This window comes from Tessaracoccus oleiagri, assembly GCF_900103275.1.
GTDB classification, from domain to species: Bacteria; Actinomycetota; Actinomycetes; order Propionibacteriales; family Propionibacteriaceae; genus Arachnia; species Arachnia oleiagri.
Genome location: NZ_FNGP01000005.1, coordinates 233,403 through 253,451, shown reverse-complemented (window position 1 = coordinate 253,451; position 20,049 = coordinate 233,403). Strand labels below are relative to the sequence as shown.

Sequence of the window (20,049 nt, the reverse complement as noted above, 5' to 3'; positions counted from 1 at the left end):
GAGTAAAGAACCACATGAGGCACACGCTGCGCGAAACCTGGTCCGGTCTTCGCCGAAACCTCGCGATGACCATCGCGGTGGTCGTCACCGTCGGGGTGTCGTTGACGCTGTTCGGCGCCGGGCTGCTGACGGCGTCGGAGGTGAACCTGGTCAAGGGCAGGTGGTACGACAAGATCGAGATCTCGGTGTTCCTGTGCACCGAGTACTCCAGCGGTGGCAACTGCGAGGCGGGCAAGGGCACCACTGAGGCGCAGCGGGCGAGCATCCAGCAGACCCTGGAGGCGAATCCGGAGGTCGAGGAGGTCTTCTACGAGTCCAAGGACGCGGCCTTCGAGGAATTCCAGCGCGTCTTCGCCGATTCCCCCATCCTCCCCTCCCGCACCGCGGAACAGATGCAGGACTCGTTCCGCATCAAGCTCGTCAACCCCGAGAACTACCAGGGCGTGGTGAGCGAGGCGAGCGGGTTGCAGGGCGTGCAGAACGTCCAGGACCTCCGCGGCGTCCTCGACCCGATGTTCCGGGGCCTGTCCGCCGTGCAATGGGCGACGATCGTGATGAGCGCGTTCCTGCTGCTCGCCGCAGCCCTGCAGATCTCCAACACCATCAGGATCGCCGCATTCACGAGGCGGCGGGAGATCGGGATCATGCGCCTCGTCGGCGCCTCGAACCTCTACATCGTGCTGCCGTTCCTCCTCGAGTCACTGGTCGCCGGCCTCATCGGCGTGCTCATCGCGGCGCTCGCGCTGTCGGTCGGCTACTACTTCATCGTCGTCCAGAACGCCCAAACCTTAATCACTGCTTTACCCTGGATTGGCTGGTCCGACGTTTTGACTGCCATTCTGATCGTGGCAGTAGTAGGAATTGCACTGGCGATCATTCCCACGTTGTTCGCAACTCGCAAATACGTACAGATCTGACGAAAGGAATCAGCGTGAGCCGGGAACTTCCCCCCAGACCCGTCCGCTTGACCATCCGATCGATGCTGGCCTCAGTGGCCGTCATGGCGGTAATCGGCACGATGGCCCCGAACGCAGCAGCCGACCAGCTCGACGACGAGCGCCGGCGCGTGGGCAACGAGATCAGCCAGCTGGGCGACCAGCGCAGCAACCTCCAGGGCCAGATCCAGAGCCAGGGCGCCGCCGTGGCGGAAGCCAATGCACAGAATCTCGCCGCCATCCAGGCGCTGCAGGAGGCGGAGGACCGACTCGCGGAGGCGGAGGCGCAACTCGCCGCCGCGGAGTCGCAGCTCAGGGCCGCCGAGGAGCTCGACGCCCAGCGCGCCGCCGAGTTGGAGGCCGCAGAGATCGCCCTCGCGAAGGCCAGGGCCGACGTCGCCGCCGCGCAAGCCGCGTACGACTCGCTCAACCGCCGCATCGACGAGGAGATCACCATCGTCACGCAGCAGCAGGGGCCGCTCGTCAACCTGGCGCTCCTGCTGACCGACACATCCGCAGCGGACCTCAACCACCGCGCCCAGCTCGGCACGACCCTGTTCGATGCATCCGCGTTGGAGCTCGACGAGGCCGAGCGCCTCCGCTTCGTGCTCGACGAGGCCAACGCACGTGCCGACGCCGCGGAGAAGGCGGCCGCGGAGGCACGCCGCATCGCGGCCGAGCAGCTGGCCGCCTCCCAGGCGGCGCGACAGAAGGCCGCCGACCTCAAGGCCCAGGTCGCCGCGCTGGTCGAGGAGCGGAACGCCGCCGCGGACGCCGCATCTCAGGCGCTGGCGCGCGAGCAGCAGATCCAGGCCGACATGGAGGCGGAGAACGCCGCCGTCGAGCAGCGCATCCAGCAGCGCATAGCGGAGGCGAACAAGCTCGACTCCCAGATCGCCGAGCGCAACCGGCGCCTCGAGGAGGAGCGCCGACAGCGCGAGGAAGAGGCGAAGCGCCAGCGCGAGGCCGAGGCGAAGCGCCAGCGGGAGGCCGCGGCGAAGGCGGCAGCCGCGAAGAAGGCGTCGCAGCCGGCCAAGAAGACCACCACGACGCGCACCAGCACGTCGCGCTCCCAGAGCCGCCCCGCGCCGAAGCCGGCGGCCGCCAGCACGTCCAGCGGGTTCGTGATGCCCTCGGGTGCCCGCATCACGTCGCGCTACGGCATGCGGGTGCACCCGGTCACGGGCATCTACAAGCTGCACGACGGCACCGACTTCGGGGCTTCCTGCGGCAGCCCCATCCGGGCCGCTGCTGACGGCGTCGTGACGGAGCGCTACTACAACGCCGGCTACGGCAACCGGCTGATGGTCGACCACGGCCGCGTGAACGGCTACAACGTGACCACCGGCTACAACCACGCCACCCGCTACACCGTCGGTGTGGGGCAGCGGGTGAAGAAGGGGCAGACCATCGGCTACGTCGGCTCCACGGGCTACTCCACCGGGTGCCACCTGCACCTGATGGTCTGGGAGAACGGCCGCGTCGTCGACCCGATGGCCCGCTGGTTCTGAGCCGTTCTGCCATACTGGGCCAATGCCCAGGAAGACCGGTGAGGCGATGATCGCCCAGAACAAGAAGGCCCGTCACGACTACCACATCGGCGACACCTTCGAGGCCGGGCTCGTACTGACGGGCACCGAGGTGAAGTCGCTGCGCAAGGGCCGGGCCACGCTCGTGGACGCGTACGCGACGATCGACGGGGGAGAGGCCTGGCTCATCAACGCCAACATCCCCGAGTACGAGTTCGGGTCCTGGCGCGGCAGCCACGCCGCCAGGCGGACGCGGAAGTTGCTCCTGCACAAGAAGGAGATCGCGAAGATGGCCCGCGAGCTCGAGGGCGCGGCGACGACGCTCATCCCGCTCTCGCTCTACTTCAAGGACGGCTACGCCAAGGTGGAGATCGCCGTGGCCACGGGCAAGAAGGACTGGGACAAGCGCCAGACCATCCGCGAGCGGGAGGCCGACCGCGAGGCCCAGCGTGCCATGGCCCACCGGAATCGCTATCGGCGTTGAGACAGGCTAAAATGGATGCACAACTCAACAGGGGGTGACCGGTTTCGACTTGGGACGGTAGTCGCAAGGGAAGCGGGCCGAGGATCCACGCTTATCTCGTTAACGATGCATGGAAACCAATAAGTGCCAACAACAACCGCACTGACTTCGCTCTCGCTGCCTGATCAGCGATCGAAGGGTCAACCCGGACGAGCCTTCGGTCCGGGACCTGGCCTCATTTAGAGGGCTTGCTGCCCAGCTTGTGTTTCAGGGGCTGGGTGGGACTTAACTGATACTGGGTCCGTTTGCGACGTGCTGACGCGAGTGCAAGGACCGAGAAGACGCCATCGTCAGCTGCGCCCGGAGAAGACTTGCTTCGCCGCTTAAGGACGCGGGTTCGATTCCCGCCACCTCCACCCCTGCGCTCCGTACTCGGGCCGCGACCCTTCAGGGCGCCCCGGCTACGGAGTTTTTCTTTTCGCGCGTCCAGCCCCGCGCCGCGTCGCCGCGGCAGCCTCTAGAGTGGGTGCCATGGACAAGCTCGGACCTCCTCGCGCCGGCCAGCTGCTGATCGCGGCCGACCCCGGCAAGGGCGGGTTCTTCGACCGGAGCGTCGTCCTCATCCTCGAGCACAACGAATCGGGCACGCTCGGCGTCGTGCTCAACCGCGTGAGCGAGATGGACGTGCCATCCCCGCTGGCCGACTGGGCACCCCTCCTGTCGCCGCCGGCGGTGCCCTTCGAGGGCGGGCCCGTGTCGGAGCAGGCCGTAGTGGCGTTGGCGCAGCTCGCCAACGCGCAAGCCGGCCCTCCCGGGTGGAAGCCGCTGTTCGACGACGTCGGCATCGTGGACCTGGACACCCCCGTCGAGCTCGTGGAGGGCGCGTTCGCCCACGTGCGCATGTACGTGGGCCTGGCCGGCTGGGAGGGCGGGCAACTCGAAGGCGAGTTGATCCGCGGCTTCTGGGTGCGCACGAAGGCCCGGTCGGAGGAGGTGTTCGGGCTGCCCACCGGCCTCTGGCGCCGCGTGCTGCGTCGTCTCGGGGGAGCGTCCGCACGGTGGTCGACCTGGACCGGCACTCCGATGTTCAACTGAGTCGCGACTGACCCCGGACCATGATTGACTGGCGTCGCCAAAACGAGGGAGGCCTGGGTGTCGGACGAATTGCTCGAAGACGAATTGCTGGCCCCGCAGGTGCTGCGGGACGCTGACGAGACCACCGAAACCCCGTCGGACACTTGGCGGTTCTCCCATGGCTTCGCCGACGCGCGGCAGGCCGTGCGCATCTGGGTCGACCGGGAGAGCCGGCGCCTGGAGCGGGTCCGCGTGTCGCCCCGTTGGCGCGACCGGCTGGCGGGTCGGCCCTTGGCCGACGCCTTCGGCGAGGCCTTCTTCCTGGCGAACGTCCGCTTCGGCACGGAGGGGGACCTGCGGATCCCCGACGAGGAGCCGGTGGACGTCGAGTACAACGGCACCTTCGACCAACTCGAGGAACGCTTCGCGTCGCTGACCGACCGCTTCAACGAGTTGGAGGCGCGCGCCCCCGAGAACGTCCGCTGGGCGGATTTCGAGGGGCAGCGGGTGACCGCCTCCAGCGCCGGCGGACGGGTCACCGTCACGCTCTCCCTCGCCGGGCTCACCGAACTCGTCGAGATCGACCGGTCGTGGCTGGCCACCGCGGAAGCGGGCGAGATCGGCGAGCACGTCCTGGCGGCGCACCGGCGTGCCTATGAACGCTACGTGCCGCCCACCTTCGTCGCGGGGGAGCGCGAGGAGCTCGCCGCCGAGTTCCGCTACCTCCAGGCGGCGCTGCACTCGCTGATGTCGAGGGGGATCGCATGACGGACCACGACCGCCAGACCCAGCCGATCGAGGACGACGTGCTCGACCAGGCACAGCAGGAGGCCCAGCTCCACTACCGCGCGGTGGCGCGACGCAAGGACGAGCGCAAGGACGCTCGCGGACCGGTGCCGCTTCCCGGCGGCTCCACCGCCGGCGGCGCCCCCGCCGGTGCTGTCGCGCCGGGTCCCGCCGCCATGCCCGCACCGTCTCCCGGCATGGGTGCGCCGGCGGCCGCGGCCTCCGCCGCCTTCGGCGCGGCAGCGGCACCGACCCCGTCGGAGGATCCGGTGCGCTTCGGCGACGAGCAGTTGACGGCCTCCCAGCCGACCGCCCCGGGTGAGGACCCGTGGGGCGCCTACGACAATCCGGACAACGTCCCCGGGCTGGCCCTTGACGACGAGGACGCCCGGGAGACCGCCTCGCCCGCCGGCATGGCGCTGCGGGGATCGGGGACGCGCGGGCGCAAGGACGCGGGCGGCGGCATGGCGCCGTTCGTCCCGATGGGCGGAGGCACCGGTGCTCCTGCCACGACCCTGCCCGGGGCGACGGTCGGGGGCGTCGGCGCCTCGTCGGGTCTCGCCGCCCAACAGCCCGCCCTCACTGTGCAGGCCGCGCTCTCGGCCGCCCAGCAGGGCAACCTCCCGCTGAACCTCGTCCAGGGCCTCGGCGCCGCCAGAGCCAGCGGCGCGCTGATGTCTCCCCCTGCCACCGGGGTGCTGGCCGCGGGCGCCGGTTCCGGCGCCGGGATCGACGGGGCCACCCTCGACGAGACCATCCGCCGCCTCGGCATCGACTCCGACCAACCCTTCGTCGTGGGCCCCGACGGCAACCTCTACCCCAATCCCTACTACGTCCAGGCGGGCACGGCCGGTCCGCTGCGCAGCTCCGCGCCCGCGGCCGCGGACCTCGACGGCGACGGTGTGGTCAGCGACTGGGAACGCACCCGTTGGGAGGCCGCCCACGACCGCACGGGCGGGTCCAGCACGACGGGCGGTGGCTCGTATCCGGGTGGCGGCGGGGGCGGTTACACGACCACCGGCGGCGGGTCGGTGTCGTCCCCGTCGGCACAGGGCGGCAGCGCAGACGGTGGGGGCTGGTCCTCCGGTGGCGGCGGCGTCTCGGGCACGGGGTGGTCCGGGGGAGGCGGTTCGCACTCCGGCTCGGGTACCGGCGGTCTCTCCGGCCAGACGGCTGGGGGCCCGTCCTACGGGAGTCCCGGAACCGGCGGCTACTCCGCGGGCGGCTACTCGTCGGGCGGGTCCGCGTCCGGCCAGGACTACTCCGTGCGGACCGACGAACTCCGCGACGAGTCGCAGGAGTGGGAGGAGATCGCGGAGCGCCAGGGACAGCTGGCGAAGGACGTCGAGTCCCTTCCCGATCCCGCGCCGACATTCGGGGTGCTGAGCGCCATGGTGCGGCCCTACGCCGCAGTGCAGGACGCCTCTGCGGAGTCTGCGCAGGAGGCCGGGACGGAATCGCAGTACACCGCCGGGGGCCTCGACCAGAACGCGGCGAGTTACGACGCCAACGAGGACGCGGGCTCTGCCATCGCCGGAAGGATCAACGACTGATGAACGAGTACGCAGGGATCCAGGCCGACGCGGCGAAGATCGACCAGCTCGTGAACACGGCGTTCGCCTTCGACCTCATCGAGATGCAACTCACGATCGCCGCCTCGGCGGCGCTGCTGTTCCCCATGCCGGGCCTGGCCGCCGCCATGGCCGCGGGTCCCCGGATCCACGCCGCCAAGGCCGAATGCGATGCCGCCACGGCGACGATCCATCGGGTCACCGACGGCTGGCTGGCCAAGAGCAGCGAGTCGCTGCGCCTGCTCGCCGAGAACGAGCGACGCTGGAGCGAGATGGCGAAGGAGGCCGAGTCGATCGGTGAACAGATCCGCGCCACGCAGGGGCTCAGTCGCGACAGCTTCTGGACCGGGGACGCGGCAGAGCAGAAGCAGGCATTCGGGGAGGATCTCCGCCGTCGCCACGTGCAACTCACCGAGGCCATGGCGAAGATGCCCGGCACGCTCTCCGGGGCGGAGCAGCTGACGAGGATGATCTTCATGCTGGTCGGCTCCACCCTGAAGCAGACGGTGCTCGGCGGGGGCACCATGGCCATGCGGGCGCCGTTCCCCAGGCCTGCCGGGTTCGGTCTGTGCACCCGGACGCCGATGTTGGCTGGGCTGCTGCGCGGCAAGGCGGCCTACCTCGAGGCGGTGGCCTCGGGCTTCCCATGGAAACCGCAGGAGTTCGCGCTGACCGCGAGCATGGTGGGCGTCAGCCAGCAGATCAACGCCAGCCGGGGCCGGGGACGCACCGGCGGCTGACGCTTCCCTCCTCGTGTGGACCCGCCCGCTAAGCTTTGCTGCACAGGAGGTGGGTCTTGACCGAGCCCAAGCGGATTCTCATCGTCGATGACGATGCTGCCCTGTCCGAGATGCTGCAGATCGTGCTGCGCCAGGAGGGCTTCGAGACGGTTCGCGCGGCCAGCGGCGACGCGGCCCTGACGGAGTTCCGCCGGTCCAGGCCCGACCTCGTCCTGCTCGACCTCATGCTCCCCGGCATCGACGGGGTGTCGGTGTGCCGCGCCATCCGGCAGCACTCCGGCGTCCCGATCGTCATGCTCACCGCCAAGTCCGACACCGCCGACGTGGTCGCGGGGCTCGAGGCGGGGGCCGACGACTACGTGGCGAAGCCCTTCAAGGTCAAGGAACTCGTCGCACGGATCTGGACCCGGCTACGGCGCGCCGCCGACGACGGCGAGGACATCCGCCGCATCGGCGACCTCACGATCTCCGTCTCGGCGCACTCCGTGAAGCGAGGCGACCAGCTGCTGCCGCTCACCCCGCTGGAGTTCGAGTTGCTGCTCGCCCTGGCGAAGCGCCCGGCGCAGGTGTTCACCCGCGAGGAGCTCCTCGACGAGGTCTGGGGGTACCGCAACGCCGCCGACACGAGGCTCGTCAACGTCCACGTCCAGCGCCTCCGCGCGAAGGTGGAGAAGGACCCGGAGAATCCGGAGATCATCATCACGGTGCGGGGCATCGGCTACCGTGCGGGCGAACCAGTCGCCGACTGAGCGGCGTCGCCGGTTGCGCAGCCTCTGGTGGTCGTCGCTGCCGGGGCGTGTGCTCATCACGACCGCCGTCTCCACGCTGGCGGTGCTCGGGCTCGCCGGCTACATCCTGCTGGAGATGGCCGCCGGCGGCATCGTCGACGCGAAGCGCCAGGCCGCGGTGAACGAGGCTGTCGGCGTGCACGCCTTCATGCAGCAGCAGCTCCGTGCGCCGGAGTCGCGCAGCGTGGCCGTGTCCGAGGCGCTGAACCGCCTCGCGGACCAGGCCGGCGCTCAGACCACGCAGTACATGATGGTCATCCAGGCGCCGACGTCGACGCTGGTCTCCCGCGGGATCACCGCGGAGTCGGTCCCCGCCGACCTGGTCGAGACCGTCACGGCGCGGGACGGTCTGTTCATCAGTCCGACGAGCGTGCGGTGGACCGACCCGGAGGTGGGCGACGAGCCGGGGCTGGCCATAGGCACCACCCTCGTGACCGCCGGTGGCGACCGGGTCCCGGTGTTCTACGTCTTCCCCATGACGTCGGAGCTGCAGGTGCTCCAGGTGCTGCAGTCCGCCGTGGCCGCCACCTTCGTGCTGCTGGCTCTCGCCATCGGGCTCATCGTCTACCTCGTCACGTGGCAGGTGGTGAGCCCGGTACGACGGGCCAGCGTCACCGCCCTGCGGCTGGCGTCGGGCCAGCTCGACGAGCGCATGAAGGTCAAGGGCTCCGACGAACTGGCCTCGCTCGCCGAGTCGATGAACCAGATGGCCGAGGAACTCCAGGCGCGGATCCGCCAGCTGGAGAGCCTCTCGGCGGTGCAGCGGCAGTTCGTGAGCGACGTCTCGCACGAACTGCGCACCCCACTCACGACGATCAAGATGGCGGCGGACATGCTCTACGAGTCCCGCGACGACCTCGGCCCCTCGGCACGCCGGACGGTGGAACTCATGTGGTTCGAGATCGAGCGGTTCGACGTGCTGCTCGCCGACCTGCTCGAGATCTCCCGCTTCGATGCCGGTGCCGCGGTGCTGGCGCTCGACGACCATGACCTGGCGGCCATCGTGGCCGACGAGATCGAGGCGCACCGGCCACTCGCCGAGCGGCAGGGGATCGAGATCCGGCTGCGTCGCACGACCGAGGACGCCACCGCGGAGATCGACGCCCGACGCGTACGCCGGATCCTGCGGAACCTGCTCAGCAATGCGATCGAGCACGGGCGCGGACGACCGGTGGACGTGACCGTGGCGGCGGACGAGGACACGGTCGCCGTGACCGTGCGCGACCACGGCGTCGGCTTCGAGGCGGAGCAGTCGGCACAGGTGTTCGACCGCTTCTGGCGCGCCGACCCCTCCAGGACACGGGTCGTCGGCGGTTCCGGGCTCGGGCTCGCCATCTCGCTCGAGGACGCCAAGCTCCACCGCGGCTGGTTGTCGGCGTGGGGACGGCCTGGCCGCGGAGCCCAGTTCCGGCTCACCCTCCCGCGCAGCCGCGACCACAAGGTGCTGGCCTCCCCGCTGCCGGTGGTGCCGGTGGACGACCAGGGGAGCAGACGATGAGGGTCTTGGTCATGTTGCTGGGGCTCCTGCTCGCCGGGTGCGCCCAGATACCCAGCAGCGGCCCCGTCGAGGAGGTCCCGATGCCCGCGGAGCCGCCGGGCATCGACATCGCACCCCAACCGCCGCAGGAAGGAGCGGACGGCAACCGGATCCTGGAGGGATTCCTGCTGGCGATGGCCGACCCGGAGTCGGACTACTCCGTGGCCCGGCAGTACCTCACCGCCGATGCGGCGCGAACCTGGCGGCCCGAGGAGTCGACGGTCGTCTACCACGGCGCGGTCGTCGAGACGCTCACCGGGTTCGGGGTCTACGGGGAACGGGTCGGCGAGCTCGACCACCGCGGCCACTTCCTCGCGGGGGGAGGCGCCATCCAGCACGACTTCGGGCTCGTCGAGACGGACGGCGAGTGGCGGGTGGGCAACCCGCCCGCCGGCGTCCTGGTGAACCGCTACCTGTTCGAGCGCTTCTACTCCCAGCTCACGATCTACTTCATGGATCGCACCGGCTCGCACGTCGTCCCTGACCTCGTGTCCGTGCCGGAGTCCCTCGTGTCGCCGGCCCGGATCGTGGACGCCCTGCTGCACGGCCCGAGCCAGCCGCTGGCGGGAGCCGTCGTCAACGCGATCCCGGTGGGCGTGCGGCTGGGCCTCGAGGGGGCGACCATCGACGACGAGGGAGTCGTCACCGTCGACCTCCGCGGGCTCAATCCGTCGATGAGCGACGAGGCCCGCCGGAGGATGGGCGCCCAGACGCTGTGGTCGCTCACCGCCATCCCGCGCGTCACGGGGCTGCGCATCACGCAGGACGGCAACGCCTTCGACCTGCCCGGGCAGAGCGCCGACGGTGTGCTCGAGCTCGCCACCCAGCAGGGTTACCAGATGCTCACCCGTGCGGTCGTCCAGGACCTCTTCGGTGTGAGCGCCGAGACCCCGGGGCGGTTCACGGAGGGCCAGGGCTTCGCGCCGCTGCGCGCCGACCTGCCGCGCGCCGCCGAGGTGTCGATCCCGCTCGACGGGAGCCAGCTCGCCATCGTCGCCGCCGACCGGCGGAGCGTCCTGATCGGGCCGCGCGACGGCTCGCTGGAGGTGGTCACCGGCTACCAGCGCATCCGGGACACCCAGTTCGTGCTGGGCCGGCTGTTCGCGCTGGCGGACGACGAGGAGGGCAACACCCGCGTGATCTCCGTGGGCCCCGGCGGTGACGTCTCCGAGGTGACGGCGGAGCTGCCCGAGGGCATGCGGTTCCACGGCCTGTCCATCGACCAGACGGGCGTCAGCGCCGCGGTGGTGGTGGAGGTGGGGGAGGAGACCCGGCTGGGACGCATGACCCTGTTCCAGGGGGTCCGACTCGACAAGTGGCGCGAGCTGCCGGTGCTGTCCCCCGGCGGGGCCCCCGTCACGGCGATCACCGACGTGCAGTGGAACTCCGAGTCCACCCTCGTCCTCGCAGGCTCCGCGGACGGCCAGCAGGACGTGTTCGTGGTGCGCGCCGACGGCTCGGAGATCGAGGAACTCGGTGGCGTGGGCGCGAACATCACCCAGGTCGCCGCCCTGCCGCGGCCCGGCGGCGGGCTGATCGCGCTGCGCTCCGGCAGCGGGGAGGTGTGGCGCTACTCGTCGCCCAACCGCTGGAGCAAGGCCGACGTGACGGTCGCGTCGATCTCCTACGCCGGCTGACCCCACCGGGGGCTGTGGACTGTGCACGCGGGGCCGGCCACGCGCCCACAGTGGGGCATGCGAATCATCGACGCCCTCGCCGACCTCCTGCTCGGCGCCCAGTGCCCCGGATGCGACGAGGCGCGCTGGGGCTTCTGCCCGTCGTGCTGGGACGCCCTCGACCAGCCGCCGTCCCTGGCGCCAAGGTTGGACGGCCTTCCCATCGTGGCGGCGAACGACTACCGGCCCATCCTGAGCTCCGGCATCCCGAGGTACAAGGACGACGGGGCGCTGCACCTCGAGCGCGCGCTGGCGATCCGGCTGGCGGTCGCGGTGGCCGCCCTCGGCCCGCCGGGCGACGCGATCCTGGTGCCGGTCCCGTCGCGCCCGGCCGCTGTGCGCAGCCGAGGCTTCGACCACGGCGCCCGCCTCGCCGGACGCGCGGCGCGGTTGCTTGGTTTGGGCAGTCGAAGGGTGCTCAGGCGGACACGCCGGGGCGCCGACCAGCAGGGGCTCGGGGCGGGCGCGCGGGCCGCCAACACGTTGGGCACCATGCGGGCGGGGCACGTCCCCGGGCCGGTGGTCATCGTCGACGACATCGTCACCACCGGCGCGTCGCTGGCGGAGGCCAACCGCGCGCTCCTAGCCGCCGGCTGCCGCGTGCTGGGCGCTGCGGTCATCGCCGATGCGGACGGAAACTGGCCGGTAGTCCGCCCACCCGTTGGGGCAAGGCGGTAACGTTGGCACATGGAGAGCCGCAGCGGTCCAGCAAATAGCTGAAAGCTGCGGTCTCGTGCTTTCTACCCCAAGGAGGAGCCATGGACGTCGTCGTCACGGGTCGTCACTGCACGATCAGCCCGGAAATGAAGGAGCAGGTCGCGGAGCGACTGAGCACCATCGAACGGTTGCGTGATCGGCTGATACGAGCCGAGGTCGAGTTCCAGTCGCGAAGCGCCACCAAGGATCCGGAGGATGCGGTCGTGGTGCAGGTCACGCTGAGGAGCAAGGGACCGGTCATCCGCTCCGAGGGTCGTTCCTCGGACAAGATGGTCGCGTTCGAGGGGGCGCTCGACAGGCTCAAGACCCAACTGCGCAAGGCGGCTGACCGTCGCAAGACCCACCGCGGCCTACGATCCCCGAACGGCGAGCTGCCCCGCTTCGAGGCGCCCGTGCCGGAGACCGACGAGGACACCGTGCCCACGCACGAGGTCGCCGGCCTCGTCGTGAAGGGTGACGGACCGCTCGTGGTGCGTGAGAAGGTCTTCGAGGCCACTCCTCTCACGCTCGCGCAGGCGCTGGACGAGATGGAACTCGTCGGGCACGACTTCTTCCTCTACGAGGACGCCGAGACGGGCCGCCCGTCGGTGGTGTACCGCCGCAAGGCGTACAACTACGGCGTGATCCACTTGGACGTCTCCAAGTAGGCGCAGCTACGCGAGGACGGCCCGGGGCTCCACCGCCCCGGGCCGTCCTCTGCTTGTCCGTACAGCCTTGCGCCCGGGCGCTAGGATGGCCGAGGCAAACATTTGCGACCGAAGGACGTACGACGTGGGTTTCATGGACTTCCTGAGTGGCCTCGGCTCCTCCGCGCAGCTGAAGAAGCTGCAGAAGGTGGCTGACCGGGTCAACCTGATCGAGGAGGACTTCCAGGCGCTCAGCGACGCCGAACTCAAGGAGGAGACCGCGAAGTTCCGGGAGCGGCTCGCGGACGGCGAGTCCCTGGACACCCTGATGCCGGAAGCGTTCGCGGCCGTGCGCGAGGCGTCCGTCCGGGTGAGTGGCAAGCGTCACTTCGACGTGCAGCTCATGGGCGGTGCCGCGCTCCACTGGGGCAACATCGCCGAGATGAAGACCGGTGAGGGCAAGACCCTCGTCGGCACCCTCCCCAGCTACCTGAACGCGCTCACGGGCAAGGGCGTGCACATCGTCACGACCAACGACTACCTCGCCAAGTACCAGTCCGAGCAGATGGGCCGCATCCACCACTTCCTCGGGCTGCGGGTTGGCGCGATCCTGGCGTCCATGTCCCCGGCCGAGCGCCGCGAGGCCTACGCCGCGGACATCACGTACGGCACGAACAACGAGTTCGGCTTCGACTACCTCCGCGACAACATGGCGCTCCGCAAGGAGGACATGGTGCAGCGCGGGCATCATTACGCGATCGTCGACGAGGTGGACTCCATCCTCATCGACGAGGCCCGGACGCCGCTCATCATCTCCGGCCCGGCCCAGGACTCGAAGGACTGGTTCCCCGTCTTCGCCCGCATGGTGAAGTCCCTGCAGCGCGACCACGACTACGAGGTCGACGAGAAGAAGCGCACCATCTCGATCCTCGCGTCGGGCATCGAGAAGGTCGAGGACCGGCTGGGCATCGACAACCTCTACGAGTCCGCGAACACCCCGCTCATCTCGTACCTCAACAACGCCATCAAGGCCAAGGAGCTCTTCAAGCGCGACAAGGACTACGTCGTGGCGGGGGACGAGGTGCTGATCGTCGACGAGCACACCGGCCGTACCCTCGAGGGCCGCCGCTACAACGACGGCCTGCACCAGTCGCTGGAGGCGAAGGAGGGCGTCCGGATCAAGGACGAGTACCAGACGCTGGCCACCATCACGCTCCAGAACTACTTCCGCATGTACGACAAGCTCGCGGGCATGACCGGCACGGCCAAGACCGAGGAGTCGGAGTTCCAGAAGATCTACGGCCTGAGCGTCATCCAGATCCCCACGAACCGCCCGATGGTCCGCATCGACCAGCCCGACCTCGTGTTCCGCACGGAGGAGGCCAAGTTCAAGGCGATCATCGACGACGTCGTCGCCCGGCACGAGGATGGCCAGCCCGTCCTGATCGGCACCGCCTCCGTCGAGAAGTCGGAACTGCTGAGCACCATGCTCAAGCGCGCCGGGGTGCCCCACAACGTCCTGAACGCGAAGTACCACGAGAAGGAAGCGTCGATCGTCGCGGAGGCGGGCCGCAAGGGCGCCGTCACCGTGTCGACGAACATGGCGGGTCGAGGCACCGACATCATGCTCGGCGGCAACCCCGAGTTCCTCGCCGATCTCCAGCTGCGCAAGCTGGGGCTCGACCCCGTCGAGACCCCCGACGAGTACGAGGCCCAGTGGCCCGACACGCTGAAGGCGCTCGAGGAGCAGGTCAAGACGGAGCACGACGAGGTCGTCGAGGCCGGCGGGCTCTATGTCGTCGGCTCCGAGCGCCACGAGTCGAGGCGCATCGACAACCAGCTGCGCGGCCGCTCAGGTCGTCAGGGCGACCCTGGCGAGTCCCGGTTCTACCTGTCGCTCAGCGACGACCTGATGCGCCTGTTCCGCCCCGAGCTGCTGGAGCGGGCCATGCTCATGCTCAACGTGCCGGACGACGTCCCGATCGACTCGAAGATGGTCTCGAAGCAGATCGAGGGCGCCCAGAAGCAGGTCGAGAGCCAGAACTTCGAGATGCGCAAGAACGTCCTCAAGTACGACGACGTCATGAACCGCCAGCGGCACGCCATCTACGGCGACCGGCGACGGGTGCTCGACGGCGCCGACGTGTCGCCGCAGCTCCGGGAGACGGCGGAGAAGGTGGTCAGCGACGTGGTCGTCGAGCACACCACCGGGATCCCGGAGGAGTGGGACCTGGAGCAGATGATCACCCAGCTGCGCACCCTGTACCCGGTCTCGATCACCGTGGACGAGCTCGACGAGGACCTCCCGGACCAGTCGGAGATGGTGCGGATGTTCGCCGAGGACGTCTCCCGCGCCTACGACGCCCGGGAGGCGGAGATCGGCGAGGACCGGATGCGCGAGCTGGAGCGCCAGGTGCTGCTGACGGTCCTCGACCGGAAGTGGCGCGAGCACCTCTACGAGATGGACTACCTCCGCGACGGCATCGGCCTTCGGGCGATGGCGCAGCGCGACCCGCTGACCGAGTACCAGCGGGAGGGCGGCGACATGTTCAAGGCCATGATGGACGCCTTCATGGAGGAGGTCGTCGGGTACCTGTTCAACCTGGAGATCCCGAAGCCGCAGCCGGACACGTCGGGAGTGCAGCTGATCAGCAGCGGCGACGGGCAGGATCCCGTCGCGCTCGCCAAGCAGGTGGCACTGGCGAAGGGACTCGAGCAGAAGGCGCCCGAGAACCTCACCTACTCCGCGCCCTCCGAGACCGGGGAAGTGGTCAAGACCAAGGAACCGGGTCCCGCCGCGGGCAACAAGCCCGGCCGCAACCAGCCCTGCTACTGCGGTTCGGGCAAGAAGTACAAGGCCTGCCACGGCCGTTCAACCGTCAGCGCCTAGCACCAGGAAGTCCGAGCAGCCCCAGTCGGAGCGGTTGTCGAGGCGCAGTACGCAGACGAGCCACCGCGTCCCCAGCGAGATCCGGATGGACACCTCGACCGCCGTCGGCGACGGCATCTGGGATCGCAGGCCGCCCATTTGCGAGCGCGTGAAGCGGCCGGAGGTCCGCAACGCCACCAGCCGTTGGAAGGAATGCGGGTCCAGCCGGCTGCGCAGGTGGTGGAGGGGGCGGCGGCCCATCATGGCCTCCACGACCGCGACGGCCAACTGCAGCGCCTGGTGCGGCGGCCGCGGCCCCGGCTGCGCTGCCGGGGGGCGAAGCACGGGCTGCGGGGCGGTGATCCGGGAAGTGAGCATGCCCACACGCTAAGCCGCCGCGGCGCGCCGGGACCAGCAACTACGAACAGTAGGACAACACTGGTTTCGCGGGCGTCCGTCAGCCGCCGAACATCAACAGCAGACCGCCGACGGTGAACGCGACCATCACCACGAGCAGTGGCAGTTGGTGCCGCGCGGTACCCACCGTCGGAGCACGCAAGGCGATGTCGTGCGTGACGAGGACGCCGAGGATGTGCCCGCCGACGATGAGCAGCACCTGGGTCCACGCGACGACCGCGGGAAAGGCGAAAAGCGTCACGTCGGGTGCCGCCTCCACGAATCCGAACAGGTTGTGGCCGCGACCCAACGGGTCGTTGAACCAGATCGCGGTGCGCTGCCCCTCGAGGTAGAACATGGTGCCGTAGTGGGCCGAGCAATAGCCCACGACGAGCGGTACGAGCCCGGTGGAGTACCGGTCCATCGTCGCGCGCAGCGAGGCGCCGTCACGCAGCGGCCGGCAACCGATGGCATACAACGCCCAGACGAGGCCCACCGCGGAGAGCAGCCCGGCGGTGCCGAGCAACCAGGCGGGAACGGCGCTGTCCTGCGTGGCCCGCACCCAGGCGGCGGAGTTCGAGAGCGCGTCGAACGCCGTGCCACCCAACAGCACGACCGCGACGGCCCACGTGCCTGACGGCGGTGCCCAACTCGCGAGGTTGCGCAGCGGACCGAGGCGGTGGATCACGCCATCGCGACGGCGCCACGGCGACATTCGGGCGACGGTGGACGCGTAGACCTCGAAGGGCTCCGCCCTCCCGATCCACGCCGTCGAGCGCAGTGCGCCTGCGAGGACCCAGACCAGCCAGATCGCCGCGGCGGCGCGGAGCACGGGCAATGTCACCCCGCCCGGGACGACCAGCTCGAGGAACAGGAAGGCCAGCAGCGCGATGGCGCCGGGGACGCGGCTGCCCCGGTCGTCGGTGTGCCTCACCGTGGCACCGCGCCACGCGAGCAGGGAGCGGACCGGGCTGGTGGCCGCGTACACCTGCCCGAACGGCAACGACACGACCACGAGGCCCACCCACAGCCACACGTAGATGAAGCCGACCGCCGGGTTGTCGATGCGGTCGGCGCCGAGGACCAGGGCAACGGCGGCCAGCAGCCACACGGCACCGACGAGGACGCGGAGCCCGAGGGCCACCGGGGGTGAGTCGACGAAGCGGGTCAGCCGTGGCATCGGGGTACCGGTGTCGTCGTCGTAACGGGGCCGACGCCAGGCGAACAGCAGGATCCAGAAGGTGAGCAGGAGGACGGCCCCGGCGCCCGCCAGCACGGCCTCGAAGGGCAGCGGCAGGTCGGAGCGCGACGCGATGCCGTGCAGCGGCGTCACGAGACGATGAGGTTCATGTAGACCTGACCGGCCTGGTGGCTCTCGATCTCGTAGCTGCCGGACATGTCGGCCTCGAAGACCTCCTCGACGGTCTCGCCGGCCGGGGTCACGATGTGCAGCTCGTAGCCGTGCACGTGCAGTTCGTCGTCCACTGCGCTGGTGATCCTGAGCGTGACCTCGGCCCCGAGGTCGACGTGCTGCTCGAGTGGCTGGGCGATGCCGGCCTCGGGCACGTCCAACTCGACGGTGACGGGGTCGGCGGTCGGTGCGGTGCACCCCACCGACAACATCGCGGTCAGAAGGACCAACAGTCTGCGCATTTCCACCTTTCCGGGTCCGAACCTACCGAATTTCGGGCAAGCATGCCCGTACGCTGGGGACCGTGCAAGGGCAACTAGTTTTCATCCCGGTGGCCTCCGACGAACTGGACGTCCTCGTGGGACGCGTTCCGGTGGAGAACCGGCGGGCGTACACCGTCACCCCCGACCTCCTGGAGGAGCTCGGCTACACGGCCGACATGGCGGAGGACGCGGAGTACGCCGCGCTGGTCCTCGCCTCCGTCGCGGGCCTCGTGGAGTTCGGGGAGCGCGTCGTCGTCGTGGCCGATGTGGATCCCGCCCTCGTGGAGCCGGGGGAGGACTCGCCGAACGGGGAATGCCTCCTCACGCGGTGCCCCCCGGAGTCGATGACCGCCTGGTTCGTGGACGCCCCCGGCGTAGACTTGCCGGAGGTGCGCAAGGGCGCCAGCATCGACGAGGCCTGGGACATGCCCGAGGTGCAGGAGCTCCTGGCAGAGCACGACCTGCTCTGGAACGACGTCGCCGAGTACCGAAGGAGCCAGTGATGCCGAGGGCCATCTGGAAGGGGTCGGTGAGCTTCGGGCTCGTGTCCATCCCCGTCAAGCTCTACAGCGCCACCGAGGACAAGGACGTGTCCTTCCGCCAGGTCCACGCCGAGGATGGCGGACGGGTGCGCTACCAGCGCGTGTGCGAGAAGTGCGGCAAGAAGGTGGAGTACTCCGAACTGGCCAAGGGGTACGAGGCCGACGACGGCCGGATGGCCATCCTCACCGACGAGGACTTCGAGAACCTGCCGCTGAAGACGCTGAAGTCCGTGGACGTGGTGCGGTTCGTCGACGAGGAGGACGTCGACCCCACCTACTTCGTCAAGACCTACTTCCTGGAGGCCGACAAGATCGGCGCCAAACCCTACGTCCTGCTCCGCGAGGCCCTCGCCCGTCGCGACAAGGCGGCCCTGGTGAAGGTCGCCCTGCGCACCCGCGAGTCGCTGGCCCTCGTGCGCGCGAGCGGCGATCTCCTGCTCCTTCACACCATGCTTTGGCCGGACGAGCTGCGCGACGGGGGATTCGCCGAGCCCCCCGAGAACGTCACCGTGTCGGAGGACGAGATCAAGCTGGCCGACCTGCTCATCGACCAGCTCGAGGGCGAGTTCGACCCGACCCTCTACACCGACGCCTACCGGGAGGCGCTGCTCAAGGTGGTCAACGCCAAGCTGGAGGGCGTGCCGGTGCCGGAGGGCGAGGAGGAGCAGGCCACCGGGGGCGACGTGATCGACCTCATGGCGGCGCTCAAGGCCTCCGTCGCGGCCATCGAGGAGCGACGCAAGGCGAAGGCCGCCAGCTGAGTCAGCGGGTCAGCCACACGTTGGCGCGCCGCTCGATGCCCTCGAAGGCGGAGATTACGAAGGGCTGCACCTGCTGCTCGACCTTCTTCCCCACCAGAGGGATCTTCACGCGCAGGTCACCCTCGTAGTTGCCGACGGTCCGATCGGCGCCCTCGGGGGTGAGCAGCCCCACAGCGTCGGCCTCGACCGGCATGCCCGGCACCCGCACGTCGACGTTCCCCGGGATCGACCCGTCGGCGCGGGGCTCGGAGAAGCGCATCGTCAGCGTCAGCTTCACGGTCCGGCCGATCACCGACGCCACGTTGCCGGGAGTGGGGATCTCCATGTCGAGCTCGGTGCGGTCGCCGAGGATGCGGATGTCGTGCGCCGTCGCCCCGGCGTGCTGGGCCACGTCGGCGATGAACTCCTCGTTGCGGAGGAGGTCCAGGACCTTGTCGGGGGAGGCGGGGAACGTCTGCTGGAAAGCGAGCTTCATGCCACCATCCTAGTGAGGCCGGGTCCTAGGATGACCACATGCGGATTGACTTGCACACCCACTCGAACGTCTCCGACGGCACCGACTCGCCGACGGCCCTGGTGCACAAGGCGATCGAGGCGGGGCTGGACGTCATCGCACTGACGGACCACGACTCGTTCGCCGGCATCGCCGAGGCGCTGGAGGCCGGCAAGCGAACGGGTCTCAAGGTGCTCGGCGGGCTGGAGATGTCCGCGAAGTACGACGACGAGTCCGTGCACCTCCTGGGCTACGGCTGCGACCCGCGCAACCGCGACCTGGCCGACGAACTCGCGCGCATCCGGGCGGCGCGCGTGGACCGGCTGCCCCGCATGGTCGACAACCTCCGTGCCGCAGGGATCGACATCCGCCTGGAGGAGGTGTACGAGCACGCCGGCGACGCCGCCGCGGTGGGGCGACCGCACGTCGCCGACATCCTGGTGCGGAAGGGCGTGGTGCGGCACCGCAAGGAGGCCTTCGACACCTGGATCGGCGTCGGGATGCCCGGGTACGCCGACCGTTACGCGTGCCCCCTCGAACGGGCCATCGACCTGGTGCACGGCGCCAAGGGCGTGGCGGTCATCGCACACCCCTGGTCGCGCGAGTCCAGGGCGGTGCTGACGGCGCCGGTGATCGAGCGACTGGTGCGCGAGTACGGCCTCGACGGGATCGAGGTCGACCACGTGGACCACGACGCGCACACCCGCGAACTCCTCTTCGAGATGGGGGGACGGCTGGGCCTGGTCAGGACCGGCTCCTCCGACTACCACGGCCTGGGCAAGCAGCACAACGACCTCGGCTCCAACGTCACCCGCCCGACGGCGTACAACGAACTCGTGGCGCGGATCCGGCGCCGCGGCGGGCTGGTCTGA

Annotated in this window: 20 protein-coding genes and 1 other RNA gene; 17 read left to right on the top strand and 4 right to left on the bottom strand. The window is 69.7% G+C overall.

Annotated features, from left to right (window positions below; translation table 11 throughout):
* Window positions 1–14: 14 nt before the first annotated feature.
* The 14 genes from ftsX (at window position 15) to secA (ending at window position 15,332) form a co-directional block, all read left to right on the top strand.
* Window positions 15–917 carry a permease-like cell division protein FtsX gene (ftsX, locus tag BLR46_RS13555; RefSeq protein WP_093253209.1) on the top strand — a complete coding sequence of 301 codons (903 nt, stop codon included), beginning with the start codon at window positions 15–17 and terminating at the stop codon, window positions 915–917.
* A 62-nt stretch (window positions 918–979) separates the two neighbouring features.
* Window positions 980–2,446: a M23 family metallopeptidase gene (locus BLR46_RS13550; protein ID WP_143008310.1), complete on the top strand. Its 1,467-nt coding sequence runs from the start codon at window positions 980–982 to the stop codon at window positions 2,444–2,446.
* A gap of 22 nt (window positions 2,447–2,468) precedes the next feature.
* Complete coding sequence (smpB, locus tag BLR46_RS13545) at window positions 2,469–2,948, top strand: SsrA-binding protein SmpB (RefSeq protein ID WP_093253206.1); 480 nt, start codon at window positions 2,469–2,471, stop codon at window positions 2,946–2,948.
* 30 nt (window positions 2,949–2,978) lie between these two features.
* Window positions 2,979–3,346: a transfer-messenger RNA gene (gene ssrA / locus BLR46_RS13540) on the top strand.
* Window positions 3,347–3,458: 112 nt separating this feature from the next.
* Window positions 3,459–4,022, top strand: a complete 564-nt coding sequence (locus tag BLR46_RS13535; protein ID WP_093253205.1) for a YqgE/AlgH family protein — start codon at window positions 3,459–3,461, stop codon at window positions 4,020–4,022.
* 57 nt (window positions 4,023–4,079) lie between these two features.
* A complete protein-coding gene (locus BLR46_RS13530; protein WP_093253202.1) occupies window positions 4,080–4,769 on the top strand; it encodes a YbaB/EbfC family nucleoid-associated protein in 690 nt (229 codons plus the stop codon).
* On the top strand, window positions 4,766–6,340 hold the full coding sequence (locus BLR46_RS13525; protein ID WP_093253199.1) for a hypothetical protein: 1,575 nt from the start codon (window positions 4,766–4,768) through the stop codon (window positions 6,338–6,340). The genes BLR46_RS13530 and BLR46_RS13525 overlap by 4 nt, the downstream gene beginning before the upstream one ends.
* Window positions 6,340–7,098 (top strand): hypothetical protein, encoded by a 759-nt coding sequence (locus tag BLR46_RS13520; protein ID WP_093253197.1) that lies wholly within the window; start codon window positions 6,340–6,342, stop codon window positions 7,096–7,098. Before BLR46_RS13525 ends, BLR46_RS13520 begins: the two co-directional genes overlap by 1 nt.
* A 56-nt stretch (window positions 7,099–7,154) precedes the next feature.
* Window positions 7,155–7,847 carry an MtrAB system response regulator MtrA gene (mtrA, locus tag BLR46_RS13515; RefSeq protein WP_281230858.1) on the top strand — a complete coding sequence of 231 codons (693 nt, stop codon included), beginning with the start codon at window positions 7,155–7,157 and terminating at the stop codon, window positions 7,845–7,847.
* A gap of 13 nt (window positions 7,848–7,860) precedes the next feature.
* Complete coding sequence (gene mtrB, locus BLR46_RS13510; protein WP_245701716.1) at window positions 7,861–9,384, top strand: MtrAB system histidine kinase MtrB; 1,524 nt, start codon at window positions 7,861–7,863, stop codon at window positions 9,382–9,384.
* Window positions 9,381–11,060, top strand: a complete 1,680-nt coding sequence (locus BLR46_RS13505) for an LpqB family beta-propeller domain-containing protein (protein ID WP_093253195.1) — start codon at window positions 9,381–9,383, stop codon at window positions 11,058–11,060. The genes mtrB and BLR46_RS13505 overlap by 4 nt, the downstream gene beginning before the upstream one ends.
* 57 nt (window positions 11,061–11,117) lie before the next feature.
* On the top strand, window positions 11,118–11,777 hold the full coding sequence (locus BLR46_RS13500) for a ComF family protein (RefSeq protein ID WP_093253191.1): 660 nt from the start codon (window positions 11,118–11,120) through the stop codon (window positions 11,775–11,777).
* An 80-nt stretch (window positions 11,778–11,857) separates the two neighbouring features.
* A complete protein-coding gene (gene hpf / locus BLR46_RS13495) occupies window positions 11,858–12,463 on the top strand; it encodes a ribosome hibernation-promoting factor, HPF/YfiA family (RefSeq protein WP_093253189.1) in 606 nt (201 codons plus the stop codon).
* 124 nt (window positions 12,464–12,587) lie between these two features.
* Window positions 12,588–15,332: a preprotein translocase subunit SecA gene (secA, locus tag BLR46_RS13490; protein ID WP_483887618.1), complete on the top strand. Its 2,745-nt coding sequence runs from the start codon at window positions 12,588–12,590 to the stop codon at window positions 15,330–15,332.
* Here secA and BLR46_RS13485 read toward each other — a convergent pair.
* From BLR46_RS13485 to BLR46_RS13475, 3 genes are all read right to left on the bottom strand, one after another.
* Window positions 15,315–15,689, bottom strand: a complete 375-nt coding sequence (locus tag BLR46_RS13485) for an Rv3235 family protein (RefSeq protein WP_143008309.1) — start codon at window positions 15,687–15,689, stop codon at window positions 15,315–15,317. The genes secA and BLR46_RS13485 overlap by 18 nt on opposite strands.
* Window positions 15,690–15,768: 79 nt before the next feature.
* The gene (locus BLR46_RS13480) at window positions 15,769–17,040 is read right to left on the bottom strand and encodes a hypothetical protein (protein WP_093253187.1); all 1,272 of its coding nucleotides are present in this window, start codon (window positions 17,038–17,040) and stop codon (window positions 15,769–15,771) included.
* Window positions 17,037–17,360 (bottom strand): hypothetical protein, encoded by a 324-nt coding sequence (locus BLR46_RS13475; protein WP_143008308.1) that lies wholly within the window; start codon window positions 17,358–17,360, stop codon window positions 17,037–17,039. Before BLR46_RS13475 ends, BLR46_RS13480 begins: the two co-directional genes overlap by 4 nt.
* Window positions 17,361–17,422: 62 nt before the next feature.
* Here BLR46_RS13475 and BLR46_RS13470 point away from each other — a divergent pair, with 62 nt between their 5' ends.
* Window positions 17,423–17,884 carry a DUF6912 family protein gene (locus tag BLR46_RS13470; protein WP_143008307.1) on the top strand — a complete coding sequence of 154 codons (462 nt, stop codon included), beginning with the start codon at window positions 17,423–17,425 and terminating at the stop codon, window positions 17,882–17,884.
* Window positions 17,884–18,684 carry a non-homologous end joining protein Ku gene (gene ku / locus BLR46_RS13465; protein WP_093253184.1) on the top strand — a complete coding sequence of 267 codons (801 nt, stop codon included), beginning with the start codon at window positions 17,884–17,886 and terminating at the stop codon, window positions 18,682–18,684. The genes BLR46_RS13470 and ku overlap by 1 nt, the downstream gene beginning before the upstream one ends.
* Window position 18,685: 1 nt before the next feature.
* On the opposite strand, the gene BLR46_RS13460 is transcribed toward ku, so the two are convergent.
* A complete protein-coding gene (locus tag BLR46_RS13460) occupies window positions 18,686–19,159 on the bottom strand; it encodes a DUF2505 domain-containing protein (protein ID WP_093253183.1) in 474 nt (157 codons plus the stop codon).
* Window positions 19,160–19,197: 38 nt separating this feature from the next.
* Here BLR46_RS13460 and BLR46_RS13455 point away from each other — a divergent pair, with 38 nt between their 5' ends.
* Window positions 19,198–20,049, top strand: coding sequence for a PHP domain-containing protein (locus BLR46_RS13455; protein WP_093253181.1), 852 nt, complete (start codon window positions 19,198–19,200; stop codon window positions 20,047–20,049).